The organism is Priestia sp. YIM B13491 (assembly GCF_042787605.1).
Classification (GTDB): domain Bacteria; phylum Bacillota; class Bacilli; order Bacillales; family Bacillaceae_H; genus Priestia; species Priestia megaterium_E.
Genome location: NZ_JBHZOR010000004.1, coordinates 221,661 through 238,805, shown reverse-complemented (window position 1 = coordinate 238,805; position 17,145 = coordinate 221,661). Strand labels below are relative to the sequence as shown.

The window sequence follows — 17,145 nt, the reverse complement described above, 5'->3', positions numbered from 1 at the left end:
ATATATAATTTAGATAAAACTAATCTAATTTTGATATATATAGATGGAGGATGCCTATGGAACTGCGTCAATTACGCTATTTTATGGAAGTTGCAAAAAGAGAACACGTATCTGAGGCGGCAGAATATCTGCATGTAGCTCAATCAGCGATCAGCCGTCAAATCGCGAACCTGGAGTCTGAGCTAGGTGTTAGTTTATTCAAACGCGAAGGAAGAAATGTCAAGTTAACAGCAATAGGAAAAGTCTTTCTTGAGCATACGGAGACGGCTATGAAAGCTATTGACTATGCGAAAGAACAAATTGATGAATACCTGGATCCCGAAAGAGGAACGATTAAAATCGGATTTCCCACAAGCCTTGCCAGTCACCTTCTTCCTACTATTATATCAGCCTTTAAAGAAGAACACCCAAATGTTGCTTTTCATCTTAGACAAGGTTCGTATAAATTTTTAATTGAATCGGTTAAAAAAAGAGATATTAATATCGCTTTTTTAGGCCCTGTACCTGTAGAGGACCAGAGTATAGAAGGCCATATTCTATTCACTGAAAATCTTTTAGCCCTTGTTCCTTCTCATCATCCGCTCGCTGAACGGGATAGCATTCGGCTGCGGGATTTAAGAAATGAAGATTTTGTGCTATTTCCAAAAGGATTCATTTTACATAAAATGGCCTTTGACGCTTGCAAACAAGCAGGATTCATGCCCAATATTTCATCTGAAGGAGAAGATTTAGATGCGATTAAAGGTCTTGTATCCGCAGGAATCGGCGTCACGCTTCTTCCTGAAAGCACAGTGTCTGAAACGACTCCTCGTTTTACGACTAAACTCCCTATTCATACGCCGCAGCTTCAGCGTACAGTCGGGATGATTATTCCTCGAAATCGTGATTTAGCACCTTCTGATAAAATTTTTTATAAGTTTGTCAAAACCTTTTTTGAACGGTTGGAGCAGTATAAATAAGAGAGGCCCCCTGCCTCTCTTATTCTTTGCTTTATACACTATTCCTCAGCTGATCAATTGTATAAATAGATCTTCTTCCCCTAAAGCTAACAGGCATTGACGCTTACCGGACTCTTTCTTATACTGAAGTAACTGACTAAAAAGAAACAAGGTGACTGCTATGGATTTTAAAATTAATTTTTTATCATTTTACGTAATACAAGTAGAAGGAAAAGAAGAACAGGCTTCTAAACAATATAAGCATTTTCAAACGCTTGATACAGAAGAATATGACGAAAGTTCCATTAAAGATTTTTTAGACGGTGAATTTAAAAAAATTGTAAAACGCAAAGTAGAGCGACACCCCAAAGCAGAACAAGTGCCTACAAAGCTCGGGTATTTTATAGTTGAACCAGGCCACGCTCTCGACTCAAACCCTAATTATAATTTATTTCACCGCACTCGTTTTGCCACAACCAAAGAAGAATTTGAAGAAAATAGCGAACAGTTTATCAATGCATACCTTGATACTGCAGCCGTTCGAGGAGGAGCATTTTTAGTTGTATCTGCTGTTCCAAGAAAATATTTTGATCATGCTTTTGTGTTTATTTTAAAATGTGACTTCGAACCAAAAGTGGCTTCAATTTCAGATGAATCAACCCTTATTCGTCACGTAGAAATGGCGATTACTACTAAAAACATGAAATCTATTCAATACCCATACATGCCTGAAGAAGGCATGGTCGAAGAAAGTGAACTTGTCATCCACCAAGCGTCTCACGCTCGTTACTTTGAAGACTTCTTGAAATTTATTGACTACAACGAGCCGATGCCTGAGATTATGAAAACACAAGTAATGGATATGGTGCGTGAACACGTCAGCGAAACGTTTGAAGCAGAAAGCGTAGAACTCGAACAGTTTGAATCGGACATGGAACTGTGGGCAACAAGTGAAAAGCGTGAGCTTCAAGAACGTTTAGATACGCATCAAGTCATGGAAGCTGCTGCTCATATCGTCGAGCATACCCCTGATGCAGAGCTTAAAATGAAGCTTGGCGAAACAGAGATTAAAGGACTGTTAGCTGATTTCGGGGAAAATATTCACTTAGCAAAAGTGAACGGACGCTACGTGGCGTTAATTGAAGCAGAATCGATTCTGTTTGAAAAAGGCGCGTCTCCAATTGAGTTTCATAAGCCAGGTGATTTGCACGGAATTATTGAGAAAATCAGCAGTAAGAAGTGGGAAGAATAAATAAAAGCCAGAGAGTACAACATAGCTCTCTGGCTTTTATTTAACTGAAAAACTAGCTCTATTTATCCACCTTAATTCTCTACTAATTGGCTCACGGAAACATTTTGTTCATTTTCTGGCTGACCTAGCGGATAAATTCTTACCGTATCATTTTTTTCGCTTACATGTTGAATATAAACGGCCGTATCGTTATACGTAACGTTAGCCATAACGGGTGAATCAGCAATTTGTTTTGCTCGCTGCTTGTCCACGTTTCTTCCCCCCTCTATGCTGATATACATATAAGGTTTGTTTAAAGAATAGATGCTATTCGCCCCCTAGAGCAGTTCTACCGTTTTTTAGCGGTGCGGTAGCCAAGGTAAAATACGAAAGAAGTATAGGTAATGAATGCAGCTCCAGCCAGCAAGAGCATTTTGTGATGATGCCAAAGGGCCGCATATGTTTTGATGAAGATCCCCTTTGTAAGTAAAATATATTGATACACAATAAAAGCAACCACTAAAGCAAGAAACAGCACTCGAAACAAACGAATGAAATCAATGTTAGATAAAATGGAAGCAGCTTTTACCCAGGGCGATGTAGGAGGCTGCGCTTTTTTAGTGCTTCGGCTCTTCGACTTTTGTTTCTTTGCAGGCGGAGCTTTTGATTCTTCTATTTTAGGTGCTGGTTTTTGTTTTCCTTGAGCCATTAGTCACTTTCCCTCTTTCTTAAATAAAGTGTCTAAAAAAGAAGCTTTTCTATTTTGCATATTCAAGACAAGATCGGCTATCTCCTTTTGACTTTTAAAAATACTTTCCTTTTTTAAATACAGAATGTCTTTAGGTATGTGCCTATAGCATTTTTCTTATCTTCGCATACGTTATATCGTGTTTGATTTGAAATTACTATGTAAAAGGAGCGGTGCCCTAATGAACCCTTATTATTTCAACCCTGGATACATTCCTCAACAAGTTGATTACTCAGTTCAACAATACTATCCCCCTTACGTACCACAGCATGAAGAATACGATGAAAGACAGCAGCTTCAAAATCTTGGAGGATTTGAACGAAGAATTCGTGCCCTTGAGAGACAAAATGAGGAGCAAGTCAGAGAAATTACTCGTTTAAATCGCGTTGTGGAGCGACATACTGATCGTATAAACAGATTAAATCAGCGCTTACGCAATGTAGAAAGAAGACTTAACATTCCATTTACAGCAAGCCAGGACGGATTTTAAACTCAGCTTAAGCATTCCCGTTTCTTTTGAGCGAGAATGCTTTTTTACATGTCTTCCGTCGTTTTTGATAGCACAAAGGATATTTGATTAAACTTTACATAAAATAAAATTTGACTATGAAAAAGAAAAGGAGAAAATCACATGAAATCCCCTGTTGTTATTTGTCCTAACTGTCATTCTCAAAAAGAGCTTGCTACCGTTTTAACTGCTCAGTCCAATCAAAACGTTATCTATACATGCTCAGCTTGCGGCTATAAGCTGACAAACATTAAAACAAGCAAAGGGTAATCAGTATCTCTCACCTCACTTAGTACCTATACTCAATACGTTCTTCTGTCCATATACAAAAATTAACGTTTACGTAAATGTTATTAATTTTGTATACTGATAGTATTATGGGAAAGGGAGTTGAAGAAGTTGAAGTTTAAAATGAAGGAACGCGGGCAGCTGCATTTGAGCCCCGAAGGAAAACAATTAATTTTAGACTTGTACGAATCAAATATGATGGAATCTGTAAATGAAGCTTTGGATGCTGAGACAAGAAGCTTTCACAGTGGAAAAGCCGATGGGATACAGGCTATTTTACTTCTTTTAGGGGTACAGCTAGAAGAAAACACTTCACAATCGTAAATCAATGCCCTATAAAAACCGTAAAAGCAGACGCACTCTTCTGGTGAATGCGCCTGCTTTTTATGATTCTTCCTGCTCAAATTTTACAATTGCAGTCTTAGCACGATCTCTCAGTGACAGAAGGTCAGACTCTACTTTTAAGATGTTTTTCTTTTTCTGTTCAATCAGCTTGAGCTGCTCTTCTACCGTATGTAATACTTGCTCTAACTTTTCTTTTTGTTGACTTGTTCCTTTCACTTGCCTATAATCCATTTTTTGTATTTCAAGAGTATCACTTAAAGCAAGAAATTCCTGTAATTCTTGAAGTGAAAAACCCATGACTTCTTTGGCATTCGTAATTTTCTTTAAAAATTCTACATGTTCTTCGGTGTACAGACGAAATCCACCTTCACTTCTTGGAGGTGCTGGCATCAGTCCGATTTGTTCATAATAACGAATTGTACGTTTTGTTAAACCGCTTTGCTTCGCTACATCATCTATTTTTAGTTCACTCATTTTTAAATCCCCTTTAATCAATTCACAATGTCAACTTTTCATACTTGTTACTATTATACACTAACGTTAGATATCTCAAAACAAATCTGAACAGCTGGGCACTTATTTAAAAATAAATAAGCAATTTCTTTACCCTTTTTTAGAGTAAAAAAATTGCTTATACAGTATATGCTGGGTTCTTTTCTCTAAAACCTTATCATAAATGCCGTTTTTGTTAATTTACGATTTAGCATACAAATTAATAAATTTGTTTTTGAGAGTTCTTATTTCTATCCACTAAATGTTTATTAACTTGTATGTAGCCTTCTCTTTCTGTACTAGCCCCGCCTGCGCTGAGTACACCGATAGCCACGCATGCTATCCAACCTAATTTCATTATAACAGAAAGCGCTTACATAATAAAGTGTTATGCTTTAATTTCTAAAAAGTTATAAATAAAATCAGCAGGTATTTTTCCACCTCCTGCTGATTTGTTCAATAGAACCGTCAAGATACAGCTTTATCAAACAGTAAATAGTTCGTCTTAATAAGCTACTTTATAAATCAAAAACCGTTCATATGGGTTTTTACGATCCAACTCTGGCAGCATTACCTCTTCTTTTAAAATGAAAGAAGGGTGTTTTTCGAGGTGATGAAGATAATCCTCCGAACTATAATATAAAATCAAATCAATCTCGCGTTTATTCTCTTCCCACGAAAGCAAAATATTGTTCACTACTTGGATAAAAATTTGAACTGAAAAAGGATTAAAAAAATAAAAGCAGTTGTCTAGCGGATGAATCTTATATTCCTGGGCTAAACAACACTGAAAATGAATAGGATGTTTGCGACCCTTGGCTTTTTTTAAATAGAGCCTCTGATTATCTATGGCCTGCTCATAAAAGTGCTCGTTCATTTCTACCCCTACAGCGGTGGCATTGCACAGGTAGTTCACATAAAAATTCAGCCTTCCTTTTCCACACCCGAAGTCGACAATTCTATCGCTGCTTGTTAGCTCATACTGAGTGAAAAGTGTTTCTAATGCACTATAAGGCGTAGGTTCATAACGATGGTAATGAAATGAATCATTGAATCCCTTTTGTTCTCCCGTTGTTTTTATATTTAATAAAGCGTCATAATATTGCTCATTCATGGCCAATCTCCTGTTTATAGTTGTTGAAAAAGAGAAGGACAGATGTCCTTCTCTTTTTTCTCACTCTACTTTCACACGCATTTCTGATATTTTAAGACCAATCTCTTCGATTAACTGCACAGCTTCCGCTCGTTTTTGATCATCTAATGTGCTGATTCCCCGTACGTCTACGCTTTTTAAATATTGATAAGAGGCTTTAAGACGTTCTAGGGTATCTTCTTGGTCAAATGTTTTCATGATTATCTCCTCCAGTATATGTAGTTACTATATGTATACCACAAACATGTCCGTAATAAATCTAACCTGTTTAATAAATACTAAACGTATCTGTTTTATCTAAGAGGAAATGCGCTTCTAATAGCTGATATATACTCAAAAAATTCCTGGGTTTTCGAATTTTTACGTTCATTTCTCGTGTTAGTTGCAAAAAAAGCTTCTCTTTGCGCTTTACTTATCTCAATTTGCACACCCATCCTCCTAGCTGTTTTATTGGTTATATTTCTAGGGCTTGTACCGGAAAAAGGGTCTTGATCTGATAAAATTTCTGTGCTAAAACCTTTGGAAACAAGCGCCTCATACACTTTGGATCTTAATGCTTTGTCAGCACCGCCGATTTTAGTGTGTTTTTCACTTTTATCATTGTATCCATGAAAAGATACGGCATAGTCTTCTTTCGATATAATAGTTAACGCATGAGGTTCATCAAAATGAGTGGATGTGATATGAAGATCGGCATTTCCTGATTTCTTTAACCCTTCAAATATATAGTACGAGTATTCGTTTCCTGCTAGCCCAACAGCAAGTTCGGATGTTCCAGTTTCGATACCACCGCCGTGTATCGCAAGCATAATAATGTTAGAAGGTCTGATTTCGAATTGAATTTTGTAGTCTTGGTTGTATACTTCATGAGAGGCAAGTTCAGAGAAGCTAGCATATTTATCTGGCATCATATATCCTCCTTGTGAATAAGACATAGTAAATAAACTTATTAGTTCTTTCTTTAATGTACCACATCTTTTCTTTCATCACATACTATGTGATTGCAATTACCAATAAATATGGTACGATTAAGTTCGAGTTTCTTGCTCGTTAAAAGTTCACCAGATAGTCAAAATTTTCATTTTTAAGCATTCCATTTTTATCTTATAATAAAGGATGTACTTATTTTTAATTGGTAATTCGACATTATTCTTTGTTTTTTTAAAAAGTTCAAGGAATGTTAACAAATTTTACGAGCAACCTTGATGTAATTACGATATTTTTTTGTTAAAATAGTTTAGTTGATTAATAAAGATTAGGTTTATTCATGTAGGAATAAGCTCAAAAAGGAGAATTGCTGTGAAAAATACCGAAGTTATCACAAAGGAATCACTTCCTATCAATCAGTATTTTTCCCGGGAAGTAATCAGTGCTATTATAAAAACTGGGATTATTAAATCGAACTCACTAGGAATGGTTGCTGGGCTTTGTCTCGCAATTGCTGTTAATGACTTAAGCTTTGTGACACAAATTCCTATCATTATTTTGGCTTTAATTGGGACATCCTTTGTCGTAGGAGGAGCTGGGGCAGTTAATAACTTTTATGACCGTGATATTGATGCGATCATGAAACGTACGAAAGACAGACCGACGGTAACAGGAGCGGTCAACCCTAAATTTGCTCTATGGCTAGGACTGGCTTTATTTGTTATCGGTGTAGGCATTTTATTTTTAGTTTCTAACATGGCCGCCATTATGGGTATTTTAGGATTTTTCTTTTATGTAGTTCCTTATACTATGCTTACAAAACGTACAACTATTTATAATACCGAAGTCGGAAGTATTTCTGGAGCTATGCCTCCAATCATTGGCTGGGCCGCTATTTCACCAGACTTATTTCATCCGGTAGCCATTGGATTGTTTGTATTTATGTTTTTATGGCAGCCTCCTCACTTCTACGCTATTGCGATTAGAAGACTTGAGGAATATAAAGCCGCAGGTGTACCAATGCTTCCTGTAGTAAAAGGGATTCGTCGTTCCAAAATCCAAACGCTTGTATACCTAGTTATTTTGCTAGCGGCATCTTTCTTATTTTTATCGTTTAGTAAAATTATCGCATTTACAATGTTTGGTTTAACACTAGTGTGGATGCTTCTTGGGATTGTTGGATTTAAAAAATTAGAAGATACAAAATGGGCTACTTTAATGTTTGTGTTCTCATTGAACCATCTTACGATTATTTTTGCCCTTATGATTATACTGTCATTTTTTAAATAATAAACGTTCAAAAGCAGGTAGCTATCAGCTACCTGCTTTTATACTAGATACATCTTTTGCTTTAAGCGAAATCATTCCTCCGTACCTTGCCGAAACTGCTCCACCTAACGCGTTAGCAAACATTGTGTACTGCTTCTGTGACTCCTCACTTTCAGGTAATCCTTTTTCGTGAACACACCATAAAATTCCTGCCATAAATGCATCACCCGCTCCCATCGTGTCTATCACCTGCACTTCTTTTGCACTCACATGAAGCGTTTGATTTGCAGTAACGGCTACTGCGCCATTTTCTCCCTGAGTGACCCATACGTACGGAATATGATACGCTCTCAGTTTTTCTAGGCTTTCTGTCAGGTCTGCTGAATTCATCAAAAGTAGGAGCTCATCTTGAGAGATTTTCAAAATGTCTGTTTCGGACAAAAACGGTGTCACGATATTTCTACATGCTGCTTCACTTTCCCATCTTTTCATTCGAATATTTGGATCAAACGCTACAAGCATACGATGTTTTTTTGCGAGCTTCACAGCTTCTTTTGTAGTTTCCTGGGAAATTGGATGAAACAACGTACCTGATCCAAAATAAAAAATCGCTGCCTGCTCAAATAAAGCTTCCTGCAGCTCATGTTTATACACTTGCTCATGAGGTGTAGAATCTATGTAGGAATGGAAGTAGCGATCTCCTTCTTTACTTTTATGTACATACACTTCACAAACTTTTTTAATCTCCGATATTACACAGCCGCTTTGATTCACTCCTTCAATTAAAAGATTCTTTCTTACAAAATCACTTGTTTCGTCACTGCCCAACTTGCAGATATAATATGCTTTTGTTCCTAACTTCTGAACTCCGACTGCTACATTAACCGTTGTACCTCCTAAAAAAGGGGTAAAGCTAGTGTTAAATTCGTTTTTAGCAATATAATCAATAAATGCCTCACCGTATGAAATAATTCCTTTTTTCAAGTTAATCCTCACCTTCTTTCTTCTGTCTCCCAACGCATTTGACACATACACACGCTTTTCCTCTGCTTTCTAAAGGAATTTGTTTAAACAGATCAGGGGGTAAAAACTTCCTGCATACACCAACACTTTTCTATTTCTCTATCTTGTACAGAAGCACAGTTATTTTTTTCTCCGCAGATAGGACATCTGCTATCATCGCCTGAAAATGCCATGAATTCCTCTCCTTTTTTCTATGCAGTTGTATAGATTATCTTTATTAGTATACAAGAGGTGGTTAAAATGCGCTTTCTGCTTTTTGATATTTTCGTTTTCAACTTCTTCTATTCCTGGTACTATACATATAAAGGAAATAACATATTGCGAAAGGAGCCTTTATGACGACAAATTTATTTCACCAAAAACCCCTTGCTACATGGATGCATGAATATCCTTTATTAACACCTTTAATCAATAAACGGGAAATACTTTGGATAAATCCTTATATAAAACCTGCTCAAGAAGCACTTTCTTCTCTTTCTTTACATACCAAAGATATAAAAGATGCAAAAGAACGACTTTCTCGCTTTTCTTCTTTTCTTCAAATCGCTTTTCCTGAGCTGAAAGCATCAAAAGGAATCATTGAATCACCTCTTCAAGAAGTTGCATACATGAAAGACTATTTAAATCAACAAATGAATAACATGCTGCAAGGAAAATTATTGATGAAATGCGATCACGATCTTCCCATATCAGGTTCTATTAAAGCAAGAGGCGGCATTTATGAAGTATTAAAATTTGCTGAAAGTCTTGCTATCAAAGAAGGACTGCTTACCGAGGAAGACAGCTACGCTCTTCTAGCTGAAGACCGATGTAAAAAGTTATTTTCTTCTTATTCTATTGCAGTAGGATCTACCGGTAATTTAGGTTTAAGCATTGGTATTATGAGCGCTACTCTCGGCTTTAACGTCACTGTCCATATGTCAGCGGACGCTAAAAAATGGAAAAAAGATCTACTTCGTTCTAAAGGTGTAACCGTTATTGAATATCAGTCTGACTACGGAAAAGCCGTGGAAGAAGGACGAAAGCAAGCCGAAGCAGACCCCGCCTGTCATTTTATTGACGATGAGCAGTCTAGAGATTTATTTCTTGGTTATTCCGTTGCGGCTTTACGTTTGAAAAAGCAGCTAGCCGAGCAGCAGATTCAAGTAGACGCCGAACACCCTTTATTTGTCTATTTACCTTGCGGAGTAGGCGGAGGTCCTGGCGGTATTACGTTTGGATTAAAAGCAATATACGGTGATCACGTTCACTGCTTTTTTGCTGAACCTACTCACTCTCCTTGCATGTTGCTTGGATTAATGACCGAGCTGCATGATGGCATTTCCGTTACGGATATTGGACTTGATAACGTAACAGCTGCCGATGGACTAGCTGTAGGAAGGCCATCTAGCTTTGTAGGCGAAACGGTAAAATCGCTTATTAGCGGAATTTATACCGTAGAAGATGATCAGCTTTTCCGATTTATTTATGAGCTAGCCAATCGTGAAAATATGTATATAGAACCTTCAGCAGCGGCTGGTTTACAAGGGACTCTTCACCTGATGAAAAGCGGGTCTTCCTATATACAAGCGCAAGGACTAGAAAACGATATGTCAAAAGCTACTCATCTTATATGGTCAACTGGAGGCAGTATGGTGCCAGTTGAGGTGATGAACAGCTATTACGAGCAAGGGAGAAATTTAATGAATAGATAACGTCAAAAGGCATGGAGAACAATGATGTTCTTCATGCCTTTTTAGCCGAAGTAGCTTGCAGAAAGATAGGATGCCAAATCTCAAATGGAAAATATCCGGACTTATAGCTGCCGCTTGTACCCATAGTTGCAATTTTTATTTTCCTGTATCCTTTTTTCCATAAAAAGGTTCCTGCAAACACCTCAATTTCTTCTATTTTCTTCCTTCTAATAATCGTTGTTTTTCGTGTTAAAAACTGCGATCGAATACTGACAAATACATCGTTCATCATCAAGCCACCTTGGCGATAGCCCAACCAGTGAATAAGTACGTATACAAGGCATAGCACAGCAATAATCCACACAAACATTGATTTCCAAAAGCTAATGCCAATCCCTGCTGCCGCAAATAACAAGACCGGTAATAGTAATGGATACCACGCATATTGAATCGCTGTATTTCTTGGACACCTTACATATTCATAGTGCGGCACATATACGTTCATTAACGCTGCAATCTTTTTTTGCTGGATAAACGGGTGTAAATAGACCTTTTCTTTTAAATCAGAGGTTACGACGTTTAACGAAACGGAAGACCATCCAAATAAGCGTCGAACCAACCCTTCCTCTATCGTAACAGCCTGTATTTTATGAAAAGGAATCGTAAGGGATTTCTTATTTAACAATCCGTATTTAATATGTAGATAATGATCGTAGCGCTCTACTGTAAAACCGCCAAACCGTATTACATATAAAACAATAGACAGCAAATAAGCAAGCACCACAATTACAGCCACTAATACAAATAAACCAAACATCGATTGATGAATCACTTCTTCGTAAGCTGTCTTCACCCAGCGGTTGATATACGTATCAATATACTGATAGAGAAAACCAAGAGCAGCAAATATATACCCAAAATTCCCGGAAAACGCAGCAGCTAACGCCAGCTGTTTCACCGACACTTTCATCGTACGTTCAGGACTTTTTTCCCTTATTTCCGGCTGACTCCCCGAAAGCTTTAACGTATCTTTAAGATGGTGCGCTTCTTTTAGTGAAATACCAGATAAATCAATTTCAGCATCCGTACCGCTGCTGGCCGTGTCAATACGAAGCCGGGCTAAGCGAAGAATTCTAAAAACAAACGGCTGATCTAACTGAATCGATTGAATGCGATTTCGTTGAATAAATCGTTTTTCTTTTTTAAAAATCCCTTTATACAGACGCACTTCCGTTTCCGTTACTTCATAACGAAATTCCTTCCAAGTAAAAAAAGCAAATAAAGCGACTACGCCTCCCGCTAATAGCGTTGCCCACCAATATGTAAACAATATGTGCCGATTGACGATAAATACAAACACAAAAGGCAGGATATTATTTTTTATATGTTCAATAAATGCTATTGCAATATATAGCGGATGCAGCCGCTTACTCATCTTCATCATCTACCTCTGCTAGTCTAGCAATATACTCTCGCAGTGCTTCAGCATCTCTTTGTACAAGTGCAGGAATTTCGACGCTTCCAGCTGCTGTAATGATTTTAACAGATGCCAAGTCAAATTTTCGAAAAATCGGCCCTGTCAATGTTTCAACGTGCTGCACTTTCACAAGCGGAATTTTCGTATGATACCAGATGAATAGCCCTCTTTGTACATCAATTTGAGTATCTGTGACTTCATATGAATATACATTCATATATACATTTGGAGCTATAATTGTATATATGATAAAGCTCACGACTAATAGTCCAGCTGATATCCATCCAATAATTGACCACCAATCAAAAAAATGAACGAGTAGAAAATAACCCGCTGTTGCAAGAAGCCATAGGCTATGCGTAAAAATGGATTGCCAACGCATCGCTTTTTTAGCCTCGAGGGGCAATTTGCCCTTTAAATGTTCAAACTCCATAAAAACTCCTTTCTCTACCTTTTTTACTATTTCTATTACTATATTACGTTAAAAAAGGAAAAAAGTTTCATAGTTTGCTATTTTCTTATTATTTTTTGATAAAAAACAAACAAGGCTGCCTATTTCGAGGCAGCCTTGTTTGTTATCGATAAACACCGTCTTTCTCTCCGTGTACAACAGCAGCTCTTTCAACTGCTTCAGATACTGCTTCATGTACAGCTAGATTAAGAGGATGAGGAACTAAATCGCCTGGACGCGTTGAATTTGCAATGGCTTCAGCTGCAGCTACAAGCATCGTATGCGTAATATCACGCACCCCCGCATTTAACACTCCTCTGAAAATACCTGGGAAGCCAAGTACATTATTCACTGACCTTCCGTCAGTAGCGTAAATAGCTCCTGCTTCAAGAGCATCTTCAGGTTCAATTTCTGGCTTTGGATTAGAAAGTGCTAGAATGATTTGCCCTTTTCGGATCCATTCTTTTTGTATTAAGCCAGGTACACCTGTTGTCGCAATAACAATGTCACAGTTCTCCATAAGCTCTTCTAATGAATCCGCTACTTTTCCACCGTAGCTGACTAAGCGCTCATTCGCTTCAGGAGACTTATCAGCTCCTATCACCTGTTTGACACCGTAAGCCATGAACATTCTGCAAGTAGCGATGCCGGCAGCTCCTAAGCCGATTTGTCCTACTTTTGCTTCTTTCAAATTCACACCTGTGCTGCGACAAGCTGAGATAGCTGCTGCTAGCGTCACAACTGCTGTTCCGTGCTGATCATCATGCATAACTGGAATATCGAGCTCTTCTTTTAAACGTTCTTCAATTTCAAAGCAGTGAGGCGACCCTATATCTTCTAGTAAAATGCCGCCAAATCCCGGTGAAATATTTTTAACCGTTTGAATGATTTCTTCCGGCTCATTTACATTCAACAAAATAGGGATAGCGTTTACATTGGCAAGTTGATCAAATAACGCAGCTTTTCCTTCCATAACAGGCATCCCTGCAACTGGACCAATATTTCCCAATCCTAGTATAGCGGTACCATCTGTTACAATCGCAACCGTGTTTCCAATGCTCGTATAAATTTTAGCTTTGTCGGGCTGTTCTTGAATAGCACGGCAAACGTTTGCTACACCTGGTGTATATACTCTTCTTAAGTCAGCGATCGACTCAATTTTCATTTTGCTTTTCATTTGAATTTTGCCGCCTTCATGCGCATGAAGAACTTCATCTGATACTGTATGTAAAGTAATGCCTTCTAAACTGCGAACCGCTTCAAGCAATTCCTCAAGCTGGTCTTCACTTTCTACTTGAACCGTAATGCTTCTCATGGTGTAGTTATGTCCTACTTTAACGGTTTCAACCTCGCCAATGTCTCCTCCAACATTTCCGATAGCTGTTGCTACTCTTCCTAAGTTTCCTGGTACGGTCGGTGTTTGTACCATTAATGTGCGTATTAAATTGTTCATCATATCCCCATATCCCCCTTGTCTTAATCCTGCAAGTGCGTATACTTACTAAATGAAGCGTTTAAAACGGTCAAATTTCCTATGAGTTCATGTTATCTACTTATCTTACAAGTAGATCCATACGTACTGTCTTTTCCATTAAAAGAAGAACAATAGATAACGCTTTCAAACAGACGTTTCGCTTTGATTATAAGCAAAGTTTTTAGAATAATCAAGCGATGACATTGTGAAAATTCATAAATTATTAAGAAGGAATTTGTTCTTCATAAACAGAAAAGACTTATATAGAAAAGAAACAAAGGAGTGAAGCAGTTGAAATCAATTTGTATATTTGCAGGATCAAGCGCTGGAATAAAAACCGAATATAAAGAGGCAGCCGTCTCGCTAGGACGCTACATGGCCCAAAAAAAATACCGGCTGATTTACGGAGGCTCACGAATGGGCCTGATGGGAGAAGTCGCAAATGAAATGCTTCAGCATGGAGGCGAAGTCATCGGCATTATGCCCCGCGGTTTGTTTAGCGGTGAAATTGTTCATACCGCGCTGACAGAACTCATCGAAGTAGAGAGCATGCATGAGCGAAAGGCAACTATGCACGAGTTAGCTGATGGTTATATTGCGCTTCCTGGAGGTTTCGGGACATTTGAAGAGTTGTTTGAGGCTCTCTGCTGGGCTCAAATTGGTATACATAAAAAACCAGTAGGGTTATTAAATGTGAACGGCTACTACAACCCGCTTATGCAAATGGTTCAGCATGCCGTAGATGAAGGATTTTCTACAGATTCTGCTATTCGTCTCATCAATATTTCTGATACTCCTGAACAGCTTATCTCTTCAATGGACACGTACACGTCCCCTTCAGAGGACCAAAAATGGAACACTGAACGCTAGCTAAAAAGCAAGCGCATAATTTGCGCTCGCTTTTTAAGCTTTATTAAAAGTGATCTCATATTTTTTTACGCCAAAAACAAAAGGGCTGCCTATTGGCTTTAAAGACTGATTCTCAACTTTTAAAAACTCGCCTTTCTCTAGTAACTTAGTAAAAGCAATTTTCCCTTCCATTCTTGCTAGCGGTGCTCCTAAGCAAAAATGGATGCCGAATCCAAAGCTCACGTGAGGATTTGTTTTACGATGCACGACAAAAGTGTCAGGCCGTTCAAACTTAGCTGAATCTCTATTTGCACTTGCTGCCCAGCTAATTACCTGCTGCCCTTTTTTAATCTTACACTCTCCAAGTTCTACATCTTCAGCAGCTATGCGTCCAATCGCTTGAATAGGAGGATAATAGCGAAGCGTTTCTTCTACCAGGTTCGGAACTAGCGATATGTCTCGGCGAACTTCATTCTGCACGTCTACGTCTTCTGTCATATACCGAACTCCGTTCGTAATTAAGTTTGTGGTTGTCTCATTGCCTGCTACTAGCAATAAAATACAAAACCCCAGCACTTCCTCTTCTGTTAAATGCTCGCCGTCGATTTCTGCTTCTAAAAGAAGCGAAATGAGATCTTCTTGTTTATTTTGCTGACGCTCCGCGATAATTTCTTTAAAATACCCTTGTAAAAAAATCACGCCTTCATTACGCTTTTGCATCATTTTTGCAAAAGCTTCGTCTGAATTATTTTCAGCACCGCTCACTAAGTCATCGGAGTATTTTTTAAACAGTTCTCGGTCTTGGATTGGTACTCCTAGCAGCTCTGCTATTACAATAATCGGGAGTGGTCCAGCAAAGTCTTCTACTATATCAAACTTTTTTTTGCTGCTTACTTGATCTAATAAATAATCGGCAATCTCTTCAATATGACCCTCCAAGTGCTGAATAGCTCTTGGTGTAAAAGCTTTGTTTACTAAGTTTCGTAACTTTGTATGTTTTGGAGGGTCCATCATTAAAATACTTTCTTGGCGTTCTTCCATTGCTCGTTTGGATGAAAAAAGCGACGGGTTTTTTAAAATATACTTTACTGTTTCATAATCAAATACATCCCAGCAGTTTCGGCTTTCATCATAACGAATAGGTGCCTCTTGACGCAGACTGTTATAAATATCAAATGGGTAAAGCTGCTGTTCAACGGATTGGATTTCTTGCATAGGAATCAAGTTAGCATAGCGATTTTCTCTTTTTACTGCTTTTGAATTCATCTCGTATTCCTTCTTTCGTTTAAAAGTGACCTTGTTAAGTTTTTTAATCTTCTACAGATCAAAGAATTTTTTTCCATCTTTGTATCTTTTGATCAGACTATCACAAGGTTTTTTCACTTTCAACGGACATAATCAGAAAATTTTGTCAATTATACAGAAGACTTATTTTATTTAAGGTCTAAATCAGTGATTATTTTCCATTTTTTAGTTCATTTATCGTGTTTCATAATAATCATAGAGATGGTTACACTACAAGTAAGTACGTAAGAAAGTAGGGATCTCATGTGATAGATGCCCTTATGTGGGGTGGTGTCTCAGGCTCAGCTGTATTAATTGGAGCTATTATAGCTATTTTTGTACCTTTAAAAAAACAGTTGACTGCTTATATTATGGCTTTTGGCACGGGCGTTTTGTTAGGAGCTGCTGCTTACGAGCTCATTCAAGATTCGGTAAAAGAAGCGGGAATCATTGCTTCTTCTTTAGGCTTTTTAACAGGCGCAGCACTTTTTACTCTTCTTGACATCTCCTTAGCTAAAAAAGGCGCTCACAAAAGAAAACGTTCGGACCACCTTGTCCCCGCTAGCTCGGGACTAGCCATTTTTATTGGTACCATTATGGATGCTATACCTGAGTCACTGATGATTGGCGCAAGTTTGATTGAACAGCACCACGTTAGCTGGCTGCTTGTTGTTTCTATTTTTATCAGCAATATACCCGAAGGAATCTCCGGGACAAGCGGACTGCTAAAAAGCCAATATAAGCAAAAGAAAATTTTTTCATTATGGCTTTCTGTCTTCTTTATATCGGCTCTTTGTTCTTGGATTGGATATCTATTTCTTCAAAATGCTACCCCAAACATGATGGGTTTTATTGCCTCATTCGCCGGTGGTGGAATTGTGGCAATGGTTGCTTCGACGATGTTGCCAGAAGCTTTTGAAGAAGGTGGTCCTGTTATTGGTTTTATTGCTTCATTAGGGTTATTAACTTCTATTATTTTGGATTATCTGTCTTTTTAGTGAATAAACTTATATTT

At 38.0% G+C, this 17,145-nt stretch carries 21 protein-coding genes; 9 read left to right on the top strand and 12 right to left on the bottom strand.

The genetic code is table 11. The features are described 5' to 3' along the window. The first annotated feature begins 56 nt into the window (after positions 1-56). Together gltC and ACFX4E_RS16185 are read left to right on the top strand one after the other, a co-directional pair. A complete protein-coding gene (gene gltC, locus ACFX4E_RS16190; RefSeq protein WP_060747358.1) occupies positions 57-959 on the top strand; it encodes a glutamate biosynthesis transcriptional regulator GltC in 903 nt (300 codons plus the stop codon). Positions 960-1,119: 160 nt separating this feature from the next. Beyond that, positions 1,120-2,190 (top strand): DUF3900 domain-containing protein, encoded by a 1,071-nt coding sequence (locus ACFX4E_RS16185; protein WP_025752107.1) that lies wholly within the window; start codon positions 1,120-1,122, stop codon positions 2,188-2,190. 71 nt (positions 2,191-2,261) lie between these two features. On the opposite strand, the gene ACFX4E_RS16180 is transcribed toward ACFX4E_RS16185, so the two are convergent. Together ACFX4E_RS16180 and ACFX4E_RS16175 are read right to left on the bottom strand one after the other, a co-directional pair. Beyond that, positions 2,262-2,441 carry an H-type small acid-soluble spore protein gene (locus tag ACFX4E_RS16180; protein ID WP_263035814.1) on the bottom strand — a complete coding sequence of 60 codons (180 nt, stop codon included), beginning with the start codon at positions 2,439-2,441 and terminating at the stop codon, positions 2,262-2,264. 77 nt (positions 2,442-2,518) lie between these two features. Then, positions 2,519-2,878 carry a hypothetical protein gene (locus ACFX4E_RS16175; RefSeq protein ID WP_025752106.1) on the bottom strand — a complete coding sequence of 120 codons (360 nt, stop codon included), beginning with the start codon at positions 2,876-2,878 and terminating at the stop codon, positions 2,519-2,521. A gap of 220 nt (positions 2,879-3,098) precedes the next feature. Here ACFX4E_RS16175 and ACFX4E_RS16170 point away from each other — a divergent pair, with 220 nt between their 5' ends. From ACFX4E_RS16170 to ACFX4E_RS16160, 3 genes are all read left to right on the top strand, one after another. After that, positions 3,099-3,407 (top strand): flagellar hook-associated protein FlgK, encoded by a 309-nt coding sequence (locus ACFX4E_RS16170; RefSeq protein WP_013056797.1) that lies wholly within the window; start codon positions 3,099-3,101, stop codon positions 3,405-3,407. Between the two features lie 141 nt (positions 3,408-3,548). Continuing rightward, complete coding sequence (locus tag ACFX4E_RS16165; protein ID WP_013056796.1) at positions 3,549-3,695, top strand: hypothetical protein; 147 nt, start codon at positions 3,549-3,551, stop codon at positions 3,693-3,695. Between the two features lie 129 nt (positions 3,696-3,824). Then, entirely contained in the window at positions 3,825-4,037 is a 213-nt protein-coding gene (locus tag ACFX4E_RS16160; RefSeq protein ID WP_013056795.1) for a hypothetical protein, read from the top strand. Positions 4,038-4,097: 60 nt separating this feature from the next. On the opposite strand, the gene ACFX4E_RS16155 is transcribed toward ACFX4E_RS16160, so the two are convergent. The 4 genes from ACFX4E_RS16155 to ACFX4E_RS16140 form a co-directional block, all read right to left on the bottom strand. Further along, positions 4,098-4,532, bottom strand: coding sequence for a MerR family transcriptional regulator (locus tag ACFX4E_RS16155; protein WP_013056794.1), 435 nt, complete (start codon positions 4,530-4,532; stop codon positions 4,098-4,100). 523 nt (positions 4,533-5,055) lie between these two features. Beyond that, positions 5,056-5,664 carry a class I SAM-dependent methyltransferase gene (locus tag ACFX4E_RS16150; protein WP_263035815.1) on the bottom strand — a complete coding sequence of 203 codons (609 nt, stop codon included), beginning with the start codon at positions 5,662-5,664 and terminating at the stop codon, positions 5,056-5,058. A 60-nt stretch (positions 5,665-5,724) separates the two neighbouring features. Next, positions 5,725-5,901: a hypothetical protein gene (locus tag ACFX4E_RS16145; protein ID WP_169305171.1), complete on the bottom strand. Its 177-nt coding sequence runs from the start codon at positions 5,899-5,901 to the stop codon at positions 5,725-5,727. 95 nt (positions 5,902-5,996) lie between these two features. Beyond that, the gene (locus tag ACFX4E_RS16140) at positions 5,997-6,611 is read right to left on the bottom strand and encodes a poly-gamma-glutamate hydrolase family protein (protein WP_028408728.1); all 615 of its coding nucleotides are present in this window, start codon (positions 6,609-6,611) and stop codon (positions 5,997-5,999) included. 391 nt (positions 6,612-7,002) lie between these two features. Between ACFX4E_RS16140 and cyoE the strand changes: the two genes are divergently transcribed. After that, positions 7,003-7,920, top strand: coding sequence for a heme o synthase (cyoE, locus tag ACFX4E_RS16135; RefSeq protein WP_252123128.1), 918 nt, complete (start codon positions 7,003-7,005; stop codon positions 7,918-7,920). A 24-nt stretch (positions 7,921-7,944) separates the two neighbouring features. Here cyoE and ACFX4E_RS16130 read toward each other — a convergent pair whose 3' ends face one another. Both ACFX4E_RS16130 and ACFX4E_RS16125 read right to left on the bottom strand, forming a co-directional pair. Then, positions 7,945-8,883, bottom strand: a complete 939-nt coding sequence (locus tag ACFX4E_RS16130; RefSeq protein ID WP_377258638.1) for a carbohydrate kinase family protein — start codon at positions 8,881-8,883, stop codon at positions 7,945-7,947. A 92-nt stretch (positions 8,884-8,975) separates the two neighbouring features. Next, positions 8,976-9,095 (bottom strand): cysteine-rich CWC family protein, encoded by a 120-nt coding sequence (locus ACFX4E_RS16125; RefSeq protein WP_377258641.1) that lies wholly within the window; start codon positions 9,093-9,095, stop codon positions 8,976-8,978. Between the two features lie 162 nt (positions 9,096-9,257). On the opposite strand from ACFX4E_RS16125, the gene ACFX4E_RS16120 reads away from it, so the two are divergent. Continuing rightward, complete coding sequence (locus ACFX4E_RS16120) at positions 9,258-10,616, top strand: D-serine ammonia-lyase (protein ID WP_377258644.1); 1,359 nt, start codon at positions 9,258-9,260, stop codon at positions 10,614-10,616. 31 nt (positions 10,617-10,647) lie between these two features. Here the strand turns inward: ACFX4E_RS16120 and ACFX4E_RS16115 are convergent, their stop codons facing one another. The 3 genes from ACFX4E_RS16115 to ACFX4E_RS16105 all read right to left on the bottom strand — a co-directional run bounded on the left by ACFX4E_RS16115 (position 10,648) and on the right by ACFX4E_RS16105 (position 13,979). Further along, positions 10,648-12,030, bottom strand: a complete 1,383-nt coding sequence (locus tag ACFX4E_RS16115) for a PH domain-containing protein (protein ID WP_377258647.1) — start codon at positions 12,028-12,030, stop codon at positions 10,648-10,650. Then, positions 12,023-12,505 (bottom strand): PH domain-containing protein, encoded by a 483-nt coding sequence (locus tag ACFX4E_RS16110; RefSeq protein WP_013056785.1) that lies wholly within the window; start codon positions 12,503-12,505, stop codon positions 12,023-12,025. The genes ACFX4E_RS16115 and ACFX4E_RS16110 overlap by 8 nt, the downstream gene beginning before the upstream one ends. Before the next feature lie 142 nt (positions 12,506-12,647). Next, the gene (locus ACFX4E_RS16105; protein ID WP_014460373.1) at positions 12,648-13,979 is read right to left on the bottom strand and encodes an NAD-dependent malic enzyme; all 1,332 of its coding nucleotides are present in this window, start codon (positions 13,977-13,979) and stop codon (positions 12,648-12,650) included. Between the two features lie 309 nt (positions 13,980-14,288). Here ACFX4E_RS16105 and ACFX4E_RS16100 point away from each other — a divergent pair, with 309 nt between their 5' ends. Then, entirely contained in the window at positions 14,289-14,867 is a 579-nt protein-coding gene (locus ACFX4E_RS16100) for an LOG family protein (RefSeq protein ID WP_028408734.1), read from the top strand. A gap of 33 nt (positions 14,868-14,900) precedes the next feature. On the opposite strand, the gene ACFX4E_RS16095 is transcribed toward ACFX4E_RS16100, so the two are convergent. Next, entirely contained in the window at positions 14,901-16,112 is a 1,212-nt protein-coding gene (locus ACFX4E_RS16095; protein WP_028408735.1) for a cytochrome P450, read from the bottom strand. 284 nt (positions 16,113-16,396) lie between these two features. Between ACFX4E_RS16095 and ACFX4E_RS16090 the strand changes: the two genes are divergently transcribed. After that, positions 16,397-17,128 carry a ZIP family metal transporter gene (locus ACFX4E_RS16090; protein WP_028408736.1) on the top strand — a complete coding sequence of 244 codons (732 nt, stop codon included), beginning with the start codon at positions 16,397-16,399 and terminating at the stop codon, positions 17,126-17,128. The last annotated feature ends 17 nt before the right edge of the window (positions 17,129-17,145 follow it).